The sequence below is a fragment of the Morganella morganii genome (genome assembly GCF_019242955.1).
GTDB lineage: Bacteria > Pseudomonadota > Gammaproteobacteria > Enterobacterales > Enterobacteriaceae > Morganella > Morganella sibonii.
Genome location: NZ_CP066129.1, coordinates 201,566 through 220,748, shown reverse-complemented (window position 1 = coordinate 220,748; position 19,183 = coordinate 201,566). Strand labels below are relative to the sequence as shown.

General features: G+C 53.1%; 14 protein-coding genes and 1 pseudogene. 10 read left to right on the top strand and 5 right to left on the bottom strand.

Annotation, left to right across the window (positions count from 1 at the left end):
* Positions 1 to 82 precede the first annotated feature (82 nt).
* From JC793_RS00950 to recG, 6 genes and pseudogenes are all read left to right on the top strand, one after another.
* A complete protein-coding gene (locus JC793_RS00950; RefSeq protein WP_046891899.1) occupies positions 83 to 700 on the top strand; it encodes a trimeric intracellular cation channel family protein in 618 nt (205 codons plus the stop codon).
* Positions 701 to 993: 293 nt separating this feature from the next.
* Positions 994 to 1,617 (top strand): guanylate kinase, encoded by a 624-nt coding sequence (gene gmk, locus JC793_RS00945; RefSeq protein WP_046891898.1) that lies wholly within the window; start codon positions 994 to 996, stop codon positions 1,615 to 1,617.
* A 54-nt stretch (positions 1,618 to 1,671) separates the two neighbouring features.
* On the top strand, positions 1,672 to 1,947 hold the full coding sequence (gene rpoZ / locus JC793_RS00940; protein ID WP_004236565.1) for a DNA-directed RNA polymerase subunit omega: 276 nt from the start codon (positions 1,672 to 1,674) through the stop codon (positions 1,945 to 1,947).
* Positions 1,948 to 1,964: 17 nt separating this feature from the next.
* Positions 1,965 to 4,069, top strand: a pseudogene (gene spoT, locus JC793_RS00935) (bifunctional GTP diphosphokinase/guanosine-3',5'-bis pyrophosphate 3'-pyrophosphohydrolase).
* A gap of 9 nt (positions 4,070 to 4,078) precedes the next feature.
* The gene (trmH, locus tag JC793_RS00930; protein ID WP_107679908.1) at positions 4,079 to 4,774 is read left to right on the top strand and encodes a tRNA (guanosine(18)-2'-O)-methyltransferase TrmH; all 696 of its coding nucleotides are present in this window, start codon (positions 4,079 to 4,081) and stop codon (positions 4,772 to 4,774) included.
* A gap of 18 nt (positions 4,775 to 4,792) precedes the next feature.
* Positions 4,793 to 6,874 (top strand): ATP-dependent DNA helicase RecG, encoded by a 2,082-nt coding sequence (recG, locus tag JC793_RS00925; protein ID WP_218427189.1) that lies wholly within the window; start codon positions 4,793 to 4,795, stop codon positions 6,872 to 6,874.
* A 48-nt stretch (positions 6,875 to 6,922) separates the two neighbouring features.
* On the opposite strand, the gene gltS is transcribed toward recG, so the two are convergent.
* The gene (gltS, locus tag JC793_RS00920; protein WP_046891894.1) at positions 6,923 to 8,155 is read right to left on the bottom strand and encodes a sodium/glutamate symporter; all 1,233 of its coding nucleotides are present in this window, start codon (positions 8,153 to 8,155) and stop codon (positions 6,923 to 6,925) included.
* 242 nt (positions 8,156 to 8,397) lie between these two features.
* Between gltS and JC793_RS00915 the strand changes: the two genes are divergently transcribed.
* Positions 8,398 to 9,783 (top strand): uracil-xanthine permease family protein, encoded by a 1,386-nt coding sequence (locus JC793_RS00915; protein WP_218427187.1) that lies wholly within the window; start codon positions 8,398 to 8,400, stop codon positions 9,781 to 9,783.
* A 129-nt stretch (positions 9,784 to 9,912) separates the two neighbouring features.
* Positions 9,913 to 11,673, top strand: coding sequence for an AsmA family protein (locus JC793_RS00910; RefSeq protein WP_218427185.1), 1,761 nt, complete (start codon positions 9,913 to 9,915; stop codon positions 11,671 to 11,673).
* 235 nt (positions 11,674 to 11,908) lie between these two features.
* On the opposite strand, the gene fabY is transcribed toward JC793_RS00910, so the two are convergent.
* The 4 genes from fabY to typA form a co-directional block, all read right to left on the bottom strand.
* Positions 11,909 to 12,826 (bottom strand): fatty acid biosynthesis protein FabY, encoded by a 918-nt coding sequence (gene fabY / locus JC793_RS00905; RefSeq protein ID WP_046891891.1) that lies wholly within the window; start codon positions 12,824 to 12,826, stop codon positions 11,909 to 11,911.
* A 50-nt stretch (positions 12,827 to 12,876) separates the two neighbouring features.
* Complete coding sequence (dtd, locus tag JC793_RS00900) at positions 12,877 to 13,314, bottom strand: D-aminoacyl-tRNA deacylase (protein WP_032098009.1); 438 nt, start codon at positions 13,312 to 13,314, stop codon at positions 12,877 to 12,879.
* Between the two features lie 33 nt (positions 13,315 to 13,347).
* Positions 13,348 to 13,965 (bottom strand): glucose-1-phosphatase, encoded by a 618-nt coding sequence (yihX, locus tag JC793_RS00895; RefSeq protein ID WP_046891890.1) that lies wholly within the window; start codon positions 13,963 to 13,965, stop codon positions 13,348 to 13,350.
* 221 nt (positions 13,966 to 14,186) lie between these two features.
* On the bottom strand, positions 14,187 to 16,007 hold the full coding sequence (typA, locus tag JC793_RS00890; RefSeq protein ID WP_107679901.1) for a ribosome-dependent GTPase TypA: 1,821 nt from the start codon (positions 16,005 to 16,007) through the stop codon (positions 14,187 to 14,189).
* A gap of 562 nt (positions 16,008 to 16,569) precedes the next feature.
* Between typA and glnA the strand changes: the two genes are divergently transcribed.
* Positions 16,570 to 17,979 carry a glutamate--ammonia ligase gene (glnA, locus tag JC793_RS00885; RefSeq protein ID WP_107679900.1) on the top strand — a complete coding sequence of 470 codons (1,410 nt, stop codon included), beginning with the start codon at positions 16,570 to 16,572 and terminating at the stop codon, positions 17,977 to 17,979.
* A gap of 154 nt (positions 17,980 to 18,133) precedes the next feature.
* Positions 18,134 to 19,183: a nitrogen regulation protein NR(II) gene (gene glnL / locus JC793_RS00880; protein WP_046895002.1), complete on the top strand. Its 1,050-nt coding sequence runs from the start codon at positions 18,134 to 18,136 to the stop codon at positions 19,181 to 19,183.

Below are 19,183 nucleotides of genomic sequence, written 5' to 3'. Positions count from 1 at the left end.
GGGTCAGACTAAAAAAACTCAGTCGAGACTTACGGCTGCGCTGACTATGCTAACCTTCCGATAAACCGGCAATGATAAAACTATGTTACTCAGTATCCTGTACATTATTGGTATTACCGCTGAAGCCATGACCGGTGCTCTTGCTGCCGGCCGCCGTAAAATGGATGTCTTCGGGGTGATTATTATCGCCTCCGCAACCGCTATCGGCGGCGGATCTGTCCGCGATATGCTGCTGGGCCATTACCCGCTGGGCTGGGTCAAACACCCTGAATATATTATTACGGTTGCCTGTGCTGCCGTTATCACTATCTGGGTTGCGCCGATGATGAAACATCTGCGCCGCCTTTTCCTGATCCTGGATGCCATCGGTCTGATGGTATTTTCCATTATCGGCGCCCAGATAGCACTCGATATGAATTACGGCCCGATCATTGCCGCCATTGCCGCCGTTATCACCGGTGTTTTCGGTGGTGTGCTGCGCGATATGCTGTGTAACACCATCCCGCTGGTCTTCCAGAAAGAATTATATGCCGGCATCTCCTTTGCCGCCGCCTGGCTCTATATGGGATTACTGTTCTACACACCGCTGCCCCGCGATGCCGTCATTATTATTACCCTGGTGGCCGGTTTGTCATCCCGGTTAATTGCCATCCGCTACCGCCTCGGGTTGCCGGTCTTCAATTACGAAAACCAGGATTAGCCGTATCCGCCCCGCCCGGAACCGGACAATATCTGCTCCGGTTCCGGTTATCAGCCCTGTTTATCTGTTTTTTCCGGCTATCCCGCACTGTCATGTAATCCGGGAGTTGTACGTACATTTTTATTCCGCCGGAGCGGAAAAATGAAATATCCGTCCTCATCTGACCGGAAAAATAAGAAATTTTCAGCAGATAATCACCTGAACGCTGCATGTCGCTGCGCGTGTGTGTATACTATATACGGGGATTTATTCCCCGAGGCTTTTTCAACCCCCAATCAGACAAGACATCAACAATGACCCAAGGTACGTTATATATTGTCTCTGCGCCGAGTGGCGCGGGAAAATCGAGTCTTATTCAGGCATTACTGAAAACGCAGCCTTTATATGACACCCAGGTTTCTGTTTCGCACACCACCCGCGGTGTCCGCCCGGGCGAAGTGCACGGAGAGCACTATTTCTTCACCACTGAAGATGAATTCAAAAGCATGATCGGCCGTAATGAGTTTCTCGAGCATGCCTGTGTTTTCGGTAATTATTACGGCACCGCCCGTAAAACAGTGGAAGATATTCTGAACTCCGGTGTTGATGTTTTTCTTGATATTGACTGGCAGGGAGCCCGCCAGATCCGGGAACAAATGCCGGCAGCACGCAGTATCTTTATTCTGCCGCCATCCCGCGAAGAATTGCTGCGCCGCCTGCGCGGCCGTGGTCAGGACAGTGACGAAGTCATTGCCGGACGCATGGCACAGGCGGTCAGTGAAATGCAGCACTATGGCGAGTACGATTATCTGATTGTGAACGATGATTTCAATGTCGCGCTGACCGATTTGCAGACCATTATCCGTGCGGAACGTCTGCGTTCAGGTCGCCAGGTTCAGCGACATGATGCTTTAATCGCCAAATTATTGGCACAGTGATACAACTTTCAGTATCATGCCGAGTCATTTATTTATCTGTGGAGTAGCACACCTATGGCACGCGTAACAGTCCAGGATGCAGTAGAAAAAATTGGTAACCGTTTTGACCTCGTATTAGTGGCAGCACGCCGTGCGCGTCAGTTACAGGCCGGCGGCAAAGAGCCTCTGGTTCCGGAAGAAAACGATAAAGTCACCGTGATCGCCCTGCGCGAAATCGAAGAAAATCTGATCAACGGCCAGATCCTTGACGCCCGTGAGCGCCAGGAACAACAGGAGCAGGAAGCTGCTGAAATGCAAGCGGTTTCTGCAATCGCCGAAGGACGTCGTTAAGTTAAGGTAGGTCTGCCTTGTACCTGTTTGAAAGCCTGAACCATATTGTTAAGGATTATCTGCCGAAAGAGCAGATTGATCTGTTAAAACAAGCCTATGTCGTTGCGCGGGATGCTCACGAAGGGCAGACCCGTTCCAGTGGCGAACCGTATATTACCCATCCGGTCGCTGTTGCCTGTATCCTGGCCGAGATGCGTCTCGACCTCGAAACACTGATGGCTGCACTGCTGCACGACGTCATAGAAGATACACCTGCCACCTTTCAGGACATCGAACAACTGTTCGGCACGACCGTTGCCGGGCTGGTGGAAGGGGTATCAAAATTAGACAAACTGAACTTCCGCGATAAAAAAAGAAGCTCAGGCTGAAAACTTCCGCAAGATGGTAATGGCGATGGTAAAAGACATCCGCGTCATTCTTATCAAGCTGGCAGACCGCACGCACAATATGCGCACGCTCGGGTCTTTGCGTCCCGATAAGCGCCGCCGTATTGCGCGCGAAACCCTTGAAATCTACAGTCCTCTGGCTCACCGTCTTGGTATCCACCATATCAAAACGGAGCTTGAGGAGCTGGGATTCGAAGCCCTTTACCCGAACCGCTACCGCGTCATTAAAGAAGTGGTGAAAGCCGCACGCGGCAACCGTAAAGAGATGATCCAGAAGATTTTATCTGAAATCGAAGGACGTCTGACGGAAGCCGGTATCAGTTGCAAAGTCAGCGGGCGGGAAAAACACCTTTACTCCATCTACCGGAAAATGCACCTGAAAGAGCAGCGATTTCACTCGATCATGGACATTTATGCTTTCCGCGTGATTGTGAGTACCGTCGATACCTGCTACCGCGTACTGGGTCAGGTTCACGGCCTGTACAAACCACGTCCCGGCCGCGTCAAAGATTATATCGCTATCCCGAAAGCCAACGGCTATCAGTCATTACACACCTCCCTTATCGGTCCTCACGGGGTGCCGGTGGAAGTGCAGATCCGTACCGAAGATATGGATCAGATGGCAGAAATGGGGGTGGCGGCACACTGGGCTTATAAAGAGCACGGTGAATCCGGCACCACCGCACAGGTGCGTGCTCACCGCTGGATGCAGAGCCTGATAGAACTTCAGCAAAGCACCGGCAACACCTTTGAATTTATTGAGAGCGTAAAATCCGATCTCTTCCCGGATGAGATTTATGTCTTCACCCCGGAAGGCCGGATTGTTGAGCTGCCGACCGGCGCCACGCCGGTGGATTTCGCCTATGCCGTCCATACGGATATCGGCCACTCCTGTGTCGGCGCACGTGTTGACCGCCAGCCGTATCCGCTCTCCCAGCAACTGACCAGCGGACAAACCGTTGAAATTATTACCGCACCGGGCGCAAGACCGAATGCTGCGTGGCTGAACTTTGTTGTCAGCTCAAAAGCCCGGCAAAATCCGTCAGCTGCTGAAAAACCTCAAGCGCGATGATTCCGTCAACCTCGGCCGCCGTCTGCTTAATCATGCCCTCGGTAACGGTCGCAAGATCACCGACATTCCGCAGGAAAATATCAGCCGTGAGCTGGTGCGGATGAAACTGGCCACTCTGGATGATCTGCTGGCGGAAATCGGTCTGGGGAATGCCATGAGCGTGGTGGTTGCCCGTAACCTGCTGAATGAACCGGAAAGTAACACCGAAGAGAACACCACCCGCAAACTGCCGATCAAAGGTGCGGACGGAGTGTTGATCACCTTCGCCAAATGCTGCCGTCCGGTGCCGGGTGACCCGATTATCGCTCATATCAGCCCGGGTAAAGGTCTGGTTATCCACCATGAATCCTGCCGCAATATCCGCGGATATGAAAAAGAGCCGGAAAAATTCATGGCCGTTGAGTGGGACAGCGACATCGACACGGATTTCATTGCTGAAATCAAAGTGGATATGTTTAACCACCAGGGCGCGCTGGCTAACCTGACTGCCGCAATTAATGATGCCAATTCCAGTATTCAGAGCATGAATACCGAGGAGAAAGATGGCCGCGTTTACTGCGCCTTTATCCGCCTGACCGCAAAAGACCGTATCCAGCTTGCGAATATTATGCGTAAAATCCGCATTATGCCGGATGTCCTGCGCGTCAGCCGCAACCGGAATTAATCACACGGTATGAATTCCCAACGTTATGAGCGCATCTGCCGGATGATGGCGATGCGCCAGCCCGACCTCACTCTGTGTCTTGAGGAAGTGCATAAGCCGCACAATGTCTCCGCCGTGATCCGCAGTGCGGATGCCGTCGGTATCCATGACCTGCATGCCGTCTGGCCGGAAAAAATCAAAACCCTGGTCTCTTCCGCCGCCGGCAGCAACAGTTGGGTGAATGTGCATAACCACGATACACTCGGTGATGCCGTGACTCTGCTGAAATCTCAGGGTATGCAGATTCTTGCCACCCATCTGTCTGACAGTGCGGTTGATTTCCGGGCTGTCGATTTTACCCGCCCGACCTGCATTATCATGGGCTCAGAGAAAACCGGCATATCTCAGGAAGCGGTCAGACTGGCGGATCAGCATATTATGATCCCGATGTCCGGCATGGTACAGTCACTGAATGTGTCTGTTGCTGCCGCCGTGATCCTCTATGAAGCACAGCGCCAGCGCGAGGCAGCCGGTCTTTATGAACATCCCCGCTGCGCCCTGGCACAGGATGAACAACAGCGCCTGCTGTTTGAACGCGGCTATCCGGTGCTGGCACAGGTCGCCCGTGAAAAAAAACTGCCCCGTCCGCAGATTGACGAACAGGGCCATATCATTGCGCCGGACAGCTGGTGGGCTGCCATGCAACAGAAGAAACCATCCGCCTGATACGAAACGGAGCAGAAAATGAAAGGTCAACTGCTTGATGCTATCCCACTCACGACTTTGCACGGCGTCGGGGCCGGACAGGCGGGCAAACTGGCCGGTATCGGTCTGCATACCCTTCAGGATCTGCTTTTCCATCTGCCGCTGCGTTATGAAGACCAGACCCGGCTGTATACCATCACCGATCTGTTACCGGGAATTTATGCCACGGTCAGCGGTGAAGTGCTGCGCACCGATGTGGTCTTTGGCCGCAAACGGATGATGACCTGCCAGATAAGCGACGGCACCGGCATCTTAACCCTGCGTTTCTTTAATTTTTCGGCGGCGATGAAAAATGCACTGGCGGCCGGCAAACAGGTCACGGCCTACGGCGAAATCCGGCGCGGCAAAAACGGCCCGGAAATTTTTCACCCCGAATACAAAGTCCGTCAGAGTGATACTTCCGTTGAGTTACAGGAAACACTCACCCCCATCTATCCGACCACCGAAGGTGTCCGCCAGGCCACGCTCCGCAAACTGCTCGATCAGGCGCTGGAGCTGCTCGATACCTGTGCCATCAATGAATTACTGCCGCCGGAACTGACCCGCTCTATGATGAGTCTGCCGCAGGCGCTGAAAACGCTGCACCGGCCACCGGCGGATACACAGCTTGCCGAACTGGAAAGCGGGCAGCATCCGGCACTGAAACGGATTGTGCTGGAAGAACTGCTGGCACATCACCTCAGTATGCTGGCGGTCAGGGCGGGCGCGCAGCGCTACCATGCACTGCCTCTGCCGCCACAGGAGACGCTGAAAAGTCAGTTCCTGGCACAACTGCCTTTCTCTCCGACTAACGCCCAGCAGCGCGTGGTGGCGGAAATAGAGCAGGATCTGGAAAAACCGGTGCCGATGATGCGCCTGATTCAGGGGGATGTCGGTTCCGGGAAAACGCTGGTCGCTGCGCTGGCGGCACTCCGTGCTATCGCACACGGCAAACAGGTCGCGCTGATGGCACCGACAGAGCTGCTGGCTGAACAACATGCCAATACCTTCCGTCAGTGGCTGGAGCCGCTGGGTATCAGTGTCGGCTGGGTGGCCGGAAAACAGAAAGGCAAGGCACGGCTGGCGCAGGAAGAAGCCATTGCCGCCGGTGATGTGGCGATGGTTATCGGCACGCACGCCATATTTCAGGAACATATCCGTTTTCATTCCCTGGCGCTGGTGATTATTGATGAGCAGCACCGCTTTGGTGTCCACCAGCGGCTGGCGTTATGGGAAAAAGGCGAACAGCAGGGATTCCATCCGCATCAGCTGATTATGACAGCCACTCCGATCCCGCGTACCCTGGCCATGACCGCCTATGCGGATCTCGACACCTCCGTTATCGATGAACTACCGCCGGGCAGAACCCCGGTGACCACGGTAGCCATTCCGGACAGCCGCCGCCATGAGATTATCGAACGGGTGCGCAGCGCCTGTCAGGATGAAAAACGCCAGGCCTACTGGGTCTGCACACTGATCGATGAATCTGATTTGCTGGAAGCACAGGCCGCTCAGGTGACGTTTGATGAACTTTCCGCCACTTTGCCGGATCTGCGGGTCGGGATGGTGCACGGCCGCATGAAACCGGCAGAAAAGCAGGCGGTGATGGCGCAGTTTAAGGCCGGAGAACTGGATCTGCTGGTCGCAACCACGGTTATCGAAGTCGGGGTGGATGTGCCGAATGCCAGCCTGATGATCATCGAAAACCCGGAACGGCTGGGCCTGGCGCAACTGCATCAGCTGCGCGGCCGGGTCGGACGCGGCTCTGCAGTCTCCCACTGTGTGCTGCTGTATAAAACCCCGCTGACCCAAACAGCAAAACTGCGTCTTCAGGTACTGCGGGACAGCAACGACGGCTTTGTTATCGCGCAGAAAGACCTCGAAATCCGCGGGCCGGGTGAACTGCTCGGTACACGGCAGACCGGTAATGCGGAATTTAAAGTCGCGGATTTACTGCGCGATCAGGGCATGCTGCCGGAAGTACAGCGTGTGGCACGTCATCTGCACCAGAATTACCCGGAGCAGGCAAAAGCGCTGATCGAGCGCTGGCTGCCGGAACGCACGCAATACACTAACGTATAACGAAAAAAGCCACCCCGGAAGGTGGCTTGCCTGCTTAAGCGTTGTTTGTTACCCGCCCGCAACCGGGAAGATAGGTAATGCCAGGAAGAACGGGATAACCAGTGCGTTAATCAGATCGAGGAAGAACGCCCCCACCATCGGTACCACCAGGAAAGCCACATGGGAAGGACCGAAACGATCCGTCACCGCCTGCATGTTGGCAATCGCGGTTGGTGTGGCCCCCATCCCGAAACCACAGTGACCGGCCGCCAGAACTGCCGCATCATAGTTTTTGCCCATCACACGGTAAGTGACGAAGACAGCATATAACGCCATCACGATAGTCTGTACCGCCAGGATGACCAGCATCGGGACCGCCAGAGAGGCAATTTCCCACAGTTTCAGGCTCATCAGTGCCATCGCCAGGAACAATGACAGACTGACGTTACCCAGTACCGATACCGCCCGCTCAAACACACGGTAAAAGCCCATCAGTGACAGACTGTTGCTCAGGATAACCCCGATAAACAGAACACACACGAATGCCGGGATCTGGAACTTCCACTGCATCGACGTGAAGAAATCCGTCAGAACACCATACAGATACGTTCCTGCCAGCAAACAGATAGCAATCAGTGCAATTGTTTCAAGCAGAACCATTGAAGTGATCATGCGTCCGGCCTGCGGTTTTTCAAACGCGGTCGGTGCTTCATCATCCTGTAATTTCACATCGCTCATGGCCGTTTTTTTGATCAGGAAACGGGCTACCGGACCACCAATCAGGCCGCCGAGTACCAGACCAAAGGTTGCGCAGGCAATCGCGATTTCTGTTGCGGAGCTGAAACCATAGCTGTCGCTGAAAATTTTACCCCATGCAGCCCCGGTACCGTGACCACCGGAGAGCGTGATAGAACCGGCCAGCAAACCAATCAGCGGGTCAAGCCCCATCATTTTTGCCAGAGAGATACCGACTGAGTTCTGCACAATCAGTAAACCCACAACCGCAATCACAAAGATAAATAACGTTCTGCCGCCCGCCTTAAGGCTGGCTAAGTTGGCGTTTAAGCCGATGGTGGCAAAGAAAGCCAGCATCAGCGGGTCTTTGAGTGAATCATCAAATTTCACTTCCAGATCCATACCGGATTTGAACCCCAATAATACGATCGCAACCAGAAGACCACCGGCCACAGGTTCAGGAATTGTATACTTTTCGAGGAATGGTACAGTTTTTACGAGTTTACGTCCCAGTAATAGGACGAGTGTGGCCGCAACCAGCGTGCCGTAAACGTCGAGTTGATACATTCACGTACCCCTTTTATTGTTGGTATTTGTTACATCAATATCGCGTTAATAACGTCCCTGTTACGCAAAAAGAAAAAGCAGGTATCCGGATTAAAGAAAAAAAAAGCGGATAAAGACAAGTTAAAATAAATAAAACTGTGATTATATTCCGCTATAAAAAATAACATCTCATCGGCGCAAACGATTGCTTTTGTGCCCCGGATCATTAAAATACGGTAATTGCTTATCCCGGACCTGTTGATATGAACTCTGCAATTTCTGATAAAACCAGTGAAAATCCCGCAACTAACACAAATAGTGAACTCATCTACCGGCTGGAAGATCGTCCGCCGCTGCCGCAGACGCTCTTTGCCGCCTGTCAGCATCTGCTGGCGATGTTTGTGGCAGTAATTACACCGGGGTTGCTTATCGCCCAGGCGCTCGGCCTTTCCGCCCACGACACCCAGCGGATTATCAGTATGTCACTGTTCGCCTCCGGACTGGCATCACTGCTGCAAATCCGCACCTGGGGGCCGGTCGGTTCCGGGCTGCTCTCTATCCAGGGCACCAGCTTTAACTTTGTGGCTCCGCTGATTATGGGCGGTATGGCGCTGAAAAATAATGGTGTGGATACCGAAGGGATGATGGCTGCACTGTTCGGCACTCTGATGCTGGCGGCCATGACAGAAGTGATCCTCTCCCGTTTTCTGCATCTGGCTCGCCGCATTATCACGCCGCTGGTTTCCGGTGTGGTGGTGATGATTATCGGGCTGTCGCTGATCCAGGTCGGGCTGACCTCCATCGGCGGCGGTTATGGTGCCATGGCGGATAACACCTTCGGCTCTGCCAATAATCTGATCCTCGCCGGTATTGTGCTGGCGGTGATTGTGCTGCTTAACCGCCAGAAAAACCCGTATCTGCGTGTCGCTTCTCTGGTACTGGCGATGACAGCAGGCTATCTTGCTGCCTGGTGGATGGGTATGCTGCCGGATAACCATGCGGAAATCCCGGAGGAAGTGGTGGTGATCCCGGCGCCGCTCTATTACGGCTTATCCATTGACTGGAACCTGCTGCTGCCGCTGATCCTGATCTTTATGGTGACTTCGCTGGAAACCATCGGTGATATCACCGCGACGTCCGACGTCTCCGAACAGCCGGTATCCGGCCCGCTCTACATGAAGCGTCTGAAAGGCGGTGTGCTGGCAAACGGCCTGAACTCCGCCCTGTCGGCGGTCTTTAATACCTTCCCGAACTCCTGTTTCGGGCAGAATAACGGGGTGATCCAGCTGACCGGCGTTGCCAGCCGCTATGTCGGTTATGTGGTGGCGCTAATGCTGATCGTACTGGGGCTGTTCCCGGCCGTCGCCGGATTTGTGCAGCATATTCCGGAACCGGTGCTCGGCGGAGCCACCATTGTCATGTTCGGGACGATTGCAGCATCCGGTGTGCGGATTGTCTCACGCGAAACCCTGAACCGCCGGGCGATTATGATTATCGCGCTGTCACTGGCTGTCGGCATGGGCGTTTCCCAGCAACCGCTGATCCTGCAATTTGCGCCGGACTGGCTGAAAACCCTGCTCTCTTCCGGGATTGCGGCGGGCGGCCTGACCGCGATTGCCCTGAACCTGATTTTCCCGCCGGAGAAATAATCATCTGTTTAACCGCGTGACCGGAAACGGTCACGCGTGCTGCTCTGTGCGGAAAAACCGCGATAATCCTTGTCACCGTAAAGAGCCTCACGCTAGTATGCCCTCAGGATTATCTCTCGGGAGCGCATTATGAAATGGTTGGGACGGGCTGTTTTCTGGCTGATAACACTGGTCATTATTCTTATCGTTGCCACTGCCCTTGTGGTGCAGACATCATGGGGTACAAAACAGATTTCAGCCCTTATCAGTGACAATACACGCTACAAGGTGTCACTTTCTGCGATAAGTCACTCGCTCTCCTCCCCTTCACTTATTTCACTCAGTGATATCAGTATCAGCACGGTATCGGGAGATTTTGCCCTGGAAGCAGCCAATGTTGAGCTGACGCTGGACTGGCGCAGTTTCTCTGAACCCGGCTGGTTTGCCCGCATTATTGTGCAGAAAGGGGATATCGAAATTTCTGATGCTGCTGACAGCGGCACACTGCCGGTCAGCGCCGGGTTATTGCAGCTCAATCAGACAAATGTCCGCCGCACCGACGGCAACCGCAGTATTGATGCAGAGGGCGTCACCGGAGGTATCACCCCGTGGCAGCCGCAGGGCAGCAACCTGACCGGTAACGGCAAATATCAGTTTTCCGCTAACGGCCTGAATTACTACGGCCTGCCGCTGAAAAATATCCTGACGCAGGGTGAGGTCAGCGGAAAACAATTCACGTTTGATAACCTGACCGCCACCCTGGAAAACGGGCTGATCACCGCGACCGGCCGCCGCAGCGCCGAAGGTCAGTGGCAACTTGATACTCTGCTGCTCAATGACATCCGCTGGCAGACACCTCAGTCTCTGACACAACTGGCAGACAGTACAGAAAGTCTGCCGGATATTCAGGCCAAAAATATCACTGCCACCAATATTAAACTTGAAGGCCATCAGTGGGCGGTTAACTATCTGGAAGGCACGATCAAAAATCTGGCCTTTAAACAGGGACGCTGGCAGACGGACAACGGACAGGCAGATATCGCCGCAGCGGATCTGACACTCAGCGGGCAGCACTTTTCTGACATTATCAGCACGCTGGAACTGCGCGGCGATCAGATTGACGTCAACCGCCTGACCGGCCGCTATGACAAGAGTATTCTGCGCTTTACCGGGAACTGGAACCGCGCCACCCGGACACTCGATATCACCAGCGGCGTTACCGACAATCTGCTGTACAGCTTCCCGGAACAGTGGTTCTCTGCATTACAGGAAGCGGCCCCGCAGGGGATTGATGCTATCCGCTTGCAGGATATAAAAGTCTCCAATGCCCTGCTGATTGATACACAAGCGATTTTTCCGTTCCAGCTCACCAATGTGAACGGCTACATCAAAACCATGCAGATCCTGAAATCCGGTCAGTGGGGATTATGGGACGGCGAACTGTCGGTCAGTGCGGGCAATGCCACCTTTAACCGCGTCGAACTGCACCGTCCGTATCTGACACTGACGGCCGGGGCGGACAGCGCGGCAACCACACAATTTGCGGCTTCCGCCGGAGAGGGACTGCTGAAAATGCAGTTTCAGGTCACCCCGTCCGGGACTGCGCCTTTCCGTTTCGCATTACAGGCTACCGGGGCTGACAGCCAGATCCTGTCACAATGGGGCTGGCAGCCTGCTCCGCTGACCGGCAGTGCCAATTACACACTGCACCTGAACGGACAACTGCGGGCAGAGGATATCCGCAGCACACTGAGCGGTATGCTCTCCGGACAGGATAAACAGGGGAATCAGATAAACCGGGCTATCACGCAGGGGCAGATGGATAACGCCCCGGTATCCGCAGAGCCGGTACCTTCAGCTCCGCCGGTACAGCGGGTGATCCCGGATAGCGGGGAAACCGGGGAAATTTAGCAGCACCTGCTGATACAGAAACAGCGCCGTAAGGCGCTGTTTTTCTTTATCGGTAACACGGCGGGTTATGTACCGTGATGATAACAGGCAGGCAAACGAAAAGCGTAAGCGCCATGGATGGCGCGATCCGAGCGCACAGGGATGTGTTTACAGCGTCTTTTCGTTTTGCCTGTTATCAGAGCATCCCGGATCTGACAAATTCGATCAACAGCGTCGTAAGACGCTGTTTTACCCGTTACTCCGCGCTGTGTTTCTGTCCGGGCAACACCATATAGGTGCCGGTAAAGACCGCACCGACCTCATCGCCCTGTCCGACGGTCACTTCCAGCTTAATCCGCGCCTTACTGCCGCGCGCCAGGCGATCCAGATCGCCGCTGAGTTTATCGCGGGAAGCAATCGCCTCCGGCCGGCCTGCCACTGCCTTGCGGTAACGGATGTTGGCATCCACCAGCACGATATCGCCGTCCAGTGAGTTCTCCTGTAACAGCAGCCAGATAAGTCCCCAGCCGGTCAGTGTCGCCATAGAAAACTGGCTGCCTGCAAAAATTGTCTGATGCAGATTCTGATTCGGGCCTTCCGGCATGGTGGTCATAAATTTCTGACCGGTATACTGCGTAATACGAATCCCCATTTTTTCACTCAGGGGGATGGTTTCATACCATGCTTTCTGTAACTCAGCACACCAGTCGGGACGATGCAGAATCGCATCGAGGGTTTCAACGGATTTAATCATAAAAAAATGACGAACAGGCGTCGTTTGCGGGCCTGTAATCGGTCCTCTGTTTTCAAAACCTGATTTTTCAAAAAATGCGACCGCTTCCTCACGGGCACTGCACACAATCCGCTTCACGCCCTCCTGACGGGCCACTGACTCCAGTGCGCGTGCAATCAGTGTTCCGAACCCGCGTCCCTGCATCTGCGGATCAACAGCCAGAAAGCGGATCGCGCCTTCATTTTCTGCATTGATATACAAACGGCCGACAGCCACAGGCTGCCCGGTTTCATCCACCACCATCTGATGATGTGCATAGGTATCATAGCCGTCCTTTTCCGACCCCTGCGGCTGATTCAGCGGTTTGCGCAGCATCGCCCAGCGGAAATGAAAATAGCTTTCCAGCTCCTGATCGGTTTTGGGTACCCGTAAATGATACATTGCACTTTCTCCTGTCAGTGGTAACCGGTGACCGGCCTGAGACTGTTGTATCATACCTGCAGCCAGAAAGTGACCGGACCATCGTTTGTCAGACTGACCTGCATATCTGCCGCAAACCGGCCTGTTTCCGTCACCATTCCTGCTGCCCGGCACTGTGCCACAAAGTGCTCATATAAGGCATTGGCTTTTTCCGGTGCCGCGCCGTTTGAAAATCCCGGGCGCATTCCTTTTTGTGTTTCTGCTGCTAACGTAAATTGTGACACGACCAGCAGCTGACCGCCGGACTGCGCCACATTCAGGTTCATTTTTCCGTCCGCATCACTGAAAATGCGGTAACCCATCACTTTCTCACTCAGGCGTTTCGATTTCTGTTCGTCATCATCCCGCTCAACACCCAGCAGAACCAGTAATCCGGGACCGATTTCACCGGCAACTTCCCCGGCGATCCGGACATCCGCGCGGGTCACACGCTGTATTAATGCAATCATGTCATATCCGTTTAAAAAACAATCAAATCTGAATTATTCAGTCACTTCTGCGGAAAAATCATATTCTGCAAAATAACGGGAGACAGTATCGCGATCAGTAACAAGCACGCCTTTGATACCGAGTTCGGTTGCCGCATCCACGTTCTCACGGACATCATCGAAGAACACGACATCCTGCGGTTCAAACTCTTCGGTTTCAAGCACATACTGATAAATATCCGGGTCCGGCTTGCGCAGCCCCAGATCCTGGGAAAGATACAGAAAATCGGCGGAAGCGGCGATTTCCGGATAGTGCTGCGGCCAGTAATCCTGATGCAGACGATTAGTGTTAGAGAGTACCACCACGCGGTGTCCCTGCTCACGCAGCCTGTTCATGATATCAATCACATCAGGGCGGACAGAAATAAAGATGGCCTGCCAGCCTTCGGCAAACTCATCGAAACTCAGCGACATTCCCAGCTCATCATTAATGGCTTCGGCAAATTCAACATCGGAAATTTTGCCGCATTCATGCTGTTTAAAGGTTTCGCCGTGAATAAAATCACTGCTCAGTTCAGACAGCGGCTTGCCGCTCAGATTACTCCAGACTGATAAAACACGTTTAAAATCAATATCAATAATGACATTACCCATGTCAAAGATATAAAGCATACCATCCCTCCGGGTTGATGAATTATTTTTACTCTACCCGCAGACTCTCTTCCTGAACAGAGTGAAAACCGTTTTCGGTGAGAAAAAATATCCGGGACTGCGATCCCCGCCCATATTTCCGCACGGTTATCAGCCTGTAACCTGTATGTAACGGCAGACAGAAAAAGCTCAGGGCGCCCGGAGGCGCCCTGAGTGGCATGAATCAAAACAACCGGCAGAGATTAATCTTTGCTGCGGTGTGCGCGTTTGCGGTCGTTTTCAGTCAGGTGGCGTTTACGCAGACGGATAGACTTCGGCGTAACTTCCACTAATTCGTCGTCATCGATAAATTCTAACGCCTGTTCCAGGGTTTTCTCGATAAACGGAGTCAGTGTGGTCGCTTCATCTGTACCGGACGCACGCATGTTGGTCAGTTTCTTACCGGTCAGGCAGTTAACTGTCAGGTCGTTTGAACGTGAGTGAATACCGATCAGCTGGCCTTCATACACTTCTGTACCGTGACCGACAAACAGCTTACCGCGATCCTGCAGGCTGTACAGTGCATAAGCAACTGCTTTACCCTGACCGTTGGAAATCATCACACCGTTCTGACGGCGGCCGATTTCACCCTGTTTCACATCATCATAGTGACTGAATGTGGCATACAGTAAACCGGTACCGGAAGTCATGGTCATGAATTCAGTACGGAAACCGATCAGACCACGGCTAGGGATACTGTAATCCAGACGTACGCGGCCTTTGCCATCCGGCATCATGTTACTCAGTTCGCCTTTACGCTCACCGAGTGCGCGCATGACATCACCCTGATGCTGCTCTTCGATATCCAGAGTCACCTGCTCGAACGGCTCTTGTTTACGGCCATCGATAGTACGGAAGATAACGCGCGGACGGGATACCGCCAGCTCAAAACCTTCACGGCGCATGTTTTCGATCAGAACAGATAAGTGCAGCTCACCACGGCCTGATACACGGAATGCATCCGGGTCTTCAGTTTCTTCAACGCGCAGTGCCACGTTGTGAACCAGTTCTTTCTTCAGGCGGTCAAGGATCTGACGGGAAGTCACATATTTCCCTTCTTTACCGCAGAACGGAGAGGTGTTAACGCAGAAATACATGCTGACGGTTGGTTCATCAACGGCCAGTGGTGTTAATGCCTCAACACAACCGGTGTCACAGATAGTATCGGAGATATTCAGTTCGCCCAGACCGGTCAGTGCGATGATATCACCGGCTTCCGCGATTTCAGATTCAATACGATCCAGACCTAAATGGCTCAGCACTTTACCGATTTTAGCGTTACGGGTTTTACCTTCCGCATCAATAATCGTTACCTGCTGGTTTGGTTTGACTTTACCGCGCTTGATGCGGCCAATCCCGATAACACCTAAATAGTTGTTGTAATCGAGCTGGGAGATCTGCATCTGGAACGGGCCGTCGAGGTCAACCTGAGGCGGCTCAACATATTTCACGATAGCTTCGTACAGCGGGGTCATGTCATCCGCCATATCGTTATAATCGGTACCCGCAATACCATTCAGCGCAGATGCGTAAATGATCGGGAAGTCGAGCTGCTCGTCAGTTGCACCGAGGTTGTCAAACAGGTCAAACACCTGGTCGATAACCCAGTCAGGACGTGCGCCCGGACGGTCAATTTTGTTGATAACAACGATTGGTTTCAGGCCGTTTGCAAACGCTTTCTGCGTTACAAAGCGGGTCTGCGGCATAGGACCGTCCATCGCATCCACCAGCAGCAGTACGCTGTCAACCATGGACATCACACGTTCTACTTCACCACCGAAATCGGCGTGCCCCGGGGTGTCAACGATGTTGATGTGATAGTCGTTCCACGTAATCGCGGTATTTTTTGCCAGAATAGTAATGCCGCGCTCTCTTTCCAGATCGCCGGAGTCCATTACACGCTCTTCCGGTTTTGAACGCTCATCAAACGTACCGGACTGCTGTAATAATTTATCGACCAGCGTGGTCTTGCCATGGTCAACGTGAGCGATGATGGCAATATTTCTTAATTTCTCGATAGACAAAGACTTGTACCGTTTTCGTTAATGGATGGGAATTACGTCACAGATAGCATTCTTTTCAACAACGCCCATCTATGGTGTAGATGTTTGGTGGTATTTTACACGTTCTCTGAGGCAAGTGAAAGAAGTGTGATACATCTCACTTAAAAAATAAATGATTATAAAACATAGAGATAAAATCCATCCTGCCATTTTTTTACAAAATCAGCGGCGCATACCACGCTCAGCGACGAATTCAGAGGGGCATATCATAAACCTATTCAGGATAAAAGAGATACTTTTTTTGCGTTTGCGGCCGGGAAACAAGAGGGCCGTCCTGATTGCACCACATTGGTGCACCAGCATCTCACAGACAGAATCAGAAACGCACCAATATGGTGCAATTTACGACATTTCCGCTATCCTTATTTGAGTAATACGCTGCTGTAACGCGGTTTACCCCCTTTTAAAAAAGTTGGCACGCTTTTCGCTTTATATTTATCAAGCAATGTGAGAACCGCAATCAGTGTCCCTCCGGGTGACCACCAGAGGATTGACGGAACATCCCAAACCAGGAGATCTGAATATGTCTGTTGAACATGTATTGACCATGATGGAAGAGCACAACGTTAAATTCGTGGACTTACGCTTTACCGATACCAAAGGCAAGGAACAGCATGTATCGATCCCTGCTCATCAGGTAGATGAAGATTTCTTCGAAGACGGAAAAATGTTTGACGGTTCCTCAATGGCCGGCTGGAAAGGCATCAACGAATCCGACATGGTACTGATGCCGATTGCGGAATCTGCCCTGATCGACCCGTTCTTTGAAGTCCCGACCCTGGTTCTGCGCTGTGATGTGTTAGAGCCGAACACCATGCAGGGTTATGACCGCGACCCGCGCTCTATCGCCAAACGTGCCGAAGATTTCCTGCGCACCAGCGGTATTGCGGATACCGTCCTGTTCGGGCCTGAACCTGAGTTTTTCCTGTTCGATGACATCCGTTTCGGTGCTGATATCTCCGGCGCTTACTATCATATCAATGATATCGAAGCAGCCTGGAACACCGGTACTGTCTATCCGGAAGGCAACAAGGGCCACCGTCCGCGTGTGAAAGGCGGTTACTTCCCGCTGCCGCCGGTCGATTCCTCACAGGATCTGCGTTCTGAAATGTGCCTGGTTATGGAAGAGATGGGCCTGGTTGTTGAAGCGCATCACCATGAAGTCGGTACTGCCGGCCAGAACGAAATTGCCACCCGCTTCAATACCATGACACTGAAAGCGGACGAAACCCAGATGTACAAATACGTGGTGCAGAATGTGGCGCACCGCTACGGTAAAACCGCAACCTTTATGCCAAAACCGCTGATCGGTGATAACGGCTCCGGTATGCACTGCCATATGTCTCTGTCAAAAGACGGCGTTAACCTGTTCTCCGGGGATAAATATGCCGGTCTGTCAGAAATGGCGCTCTATTACATCGGCGGGATCATCAAACACGCCCGTGCCCTGAATGCCTTTACCAACCCGACCACCAACTCTTATAAGCGTCTGGTGCCGGGCTATGAAGCACCGGTGATGCTGGCATACTCCGCGCGTAACCGCTCGGCCTCAATCCGTATTCCGATTGTGTCCAGCGCGAAAGCCCGCCGTATTGAAGTCCGCTTCCCGGACCCGGCAGCTAACCCGTACCTGGCCTTTGCCGCACAGCTGATGGCCGGTCTGGATGGCATCATCAATAAAATTCATCCGGGTGATGCAATGGACAAAAACCTGTATGACCTGCCGCCGGAAGAAGCGAAAGAAATCCCGACAGTCGCACCGTCTCTCGGTGATGCACTGGATGCGCTGGCAGCTGACCACGAATTCTTAACCCGTGGCGGTGTGTTTACCGAAGATGCGATTAACACCTATATCGACCTGCTGCGTGCTGATGTTCAGCGCCTGAATATGACTCCGCATCCGGTTGAATTTGATATGTATTACAGCGTGTGATTCTGATTGTGCCGCCGTTTGGCGGCACTCAGAGTGACAGGCTCCGGTTTATTTTGTTGCCGTGAAGCACTTGACCCGCCGTTGGGCGGGTCCTTTTCTCCTGCGGGGTAAATACGCTACAATGCACCAAATTGGTGCAAAGAGGTGGATGACGATGAACCCGGATAACAGACCGCAGGCGGAACAACTCCTTGATTCACTGATTAACTGTGTCCTGCTGCTGGATAATGATCTGATTATCCGCTACGCCAATCAGTCGGCCATGCAGTTATTCGCCCAGAGTGCCCGTAAACTCACCGGCACACCGCTCCCTATTTTATACAGTTACCTTTCCCTCGATACCGCCGCCTTTCAGTCCGCACTGGCAGAAGGCCACAGTTTTACTGACAACGATGTGACCCTGGTGGTGAATAATCAGATGCATGCACTGTCCCTGAGTGCACAGCCGGTATCCGGGAATTTTATTCTGCTGGAACTGACCCCCCTCGACAGCCACCGGCGCATTACCCAGGAACAGTTACAGCAGGCGCAACAGGCTGCTGCCCGTGATCTGGTGCGCGGACTCGCTCACGAAATCAAAAATCCGCTCGGCGGGCTGCGCGGTGCCGCACAGCTGTTATCCCGTGCGTTACCGGACCCGTCACTTCAGGAATACACACAGGTTATTATCGAACAGGCTGATCGCCTGCGGGCGCTGGTTGATCGCCTTCTTGGTCCCCAGCATCCGGGCCGGAAAAGTATGCAGAGCATTCACCATGTGGCGGAGCGGGTCTTTCAGCTTATCAACCTGGAAAAGCCGGACAATATCACGCTGGTCAAAGATTATGATCCCAGTTTGCCGGAGTTATCGCATTATCCCGACCAGATCGAACAGGTTATCCTCAATATTATGCGTAATGCCCTGGAAGCCCTGCACGCCTCAGGGGGCACGATTATTCTGCGTACCCGCACTGCATTCCAGGTGATGCTGCACGGCGAGCGCTACCGGCTGGCAGCCAGAATTGATATTGAAGACAACGGCCCGGGAATTCCGCCGCATATCCTGGATACCCTGTTTTACCCGATGGTCAGCGGCCGTGAAGGCGGCTCCGGGCTGGGTTTATCCATTGCCCGTAATCTGATCGATCAGCATAACGGCAAAATTGAATTCAGCAGCTGGCCGGGTCACACCTTATTTTCACTTTATCTGCCAATCCGTCAGTAA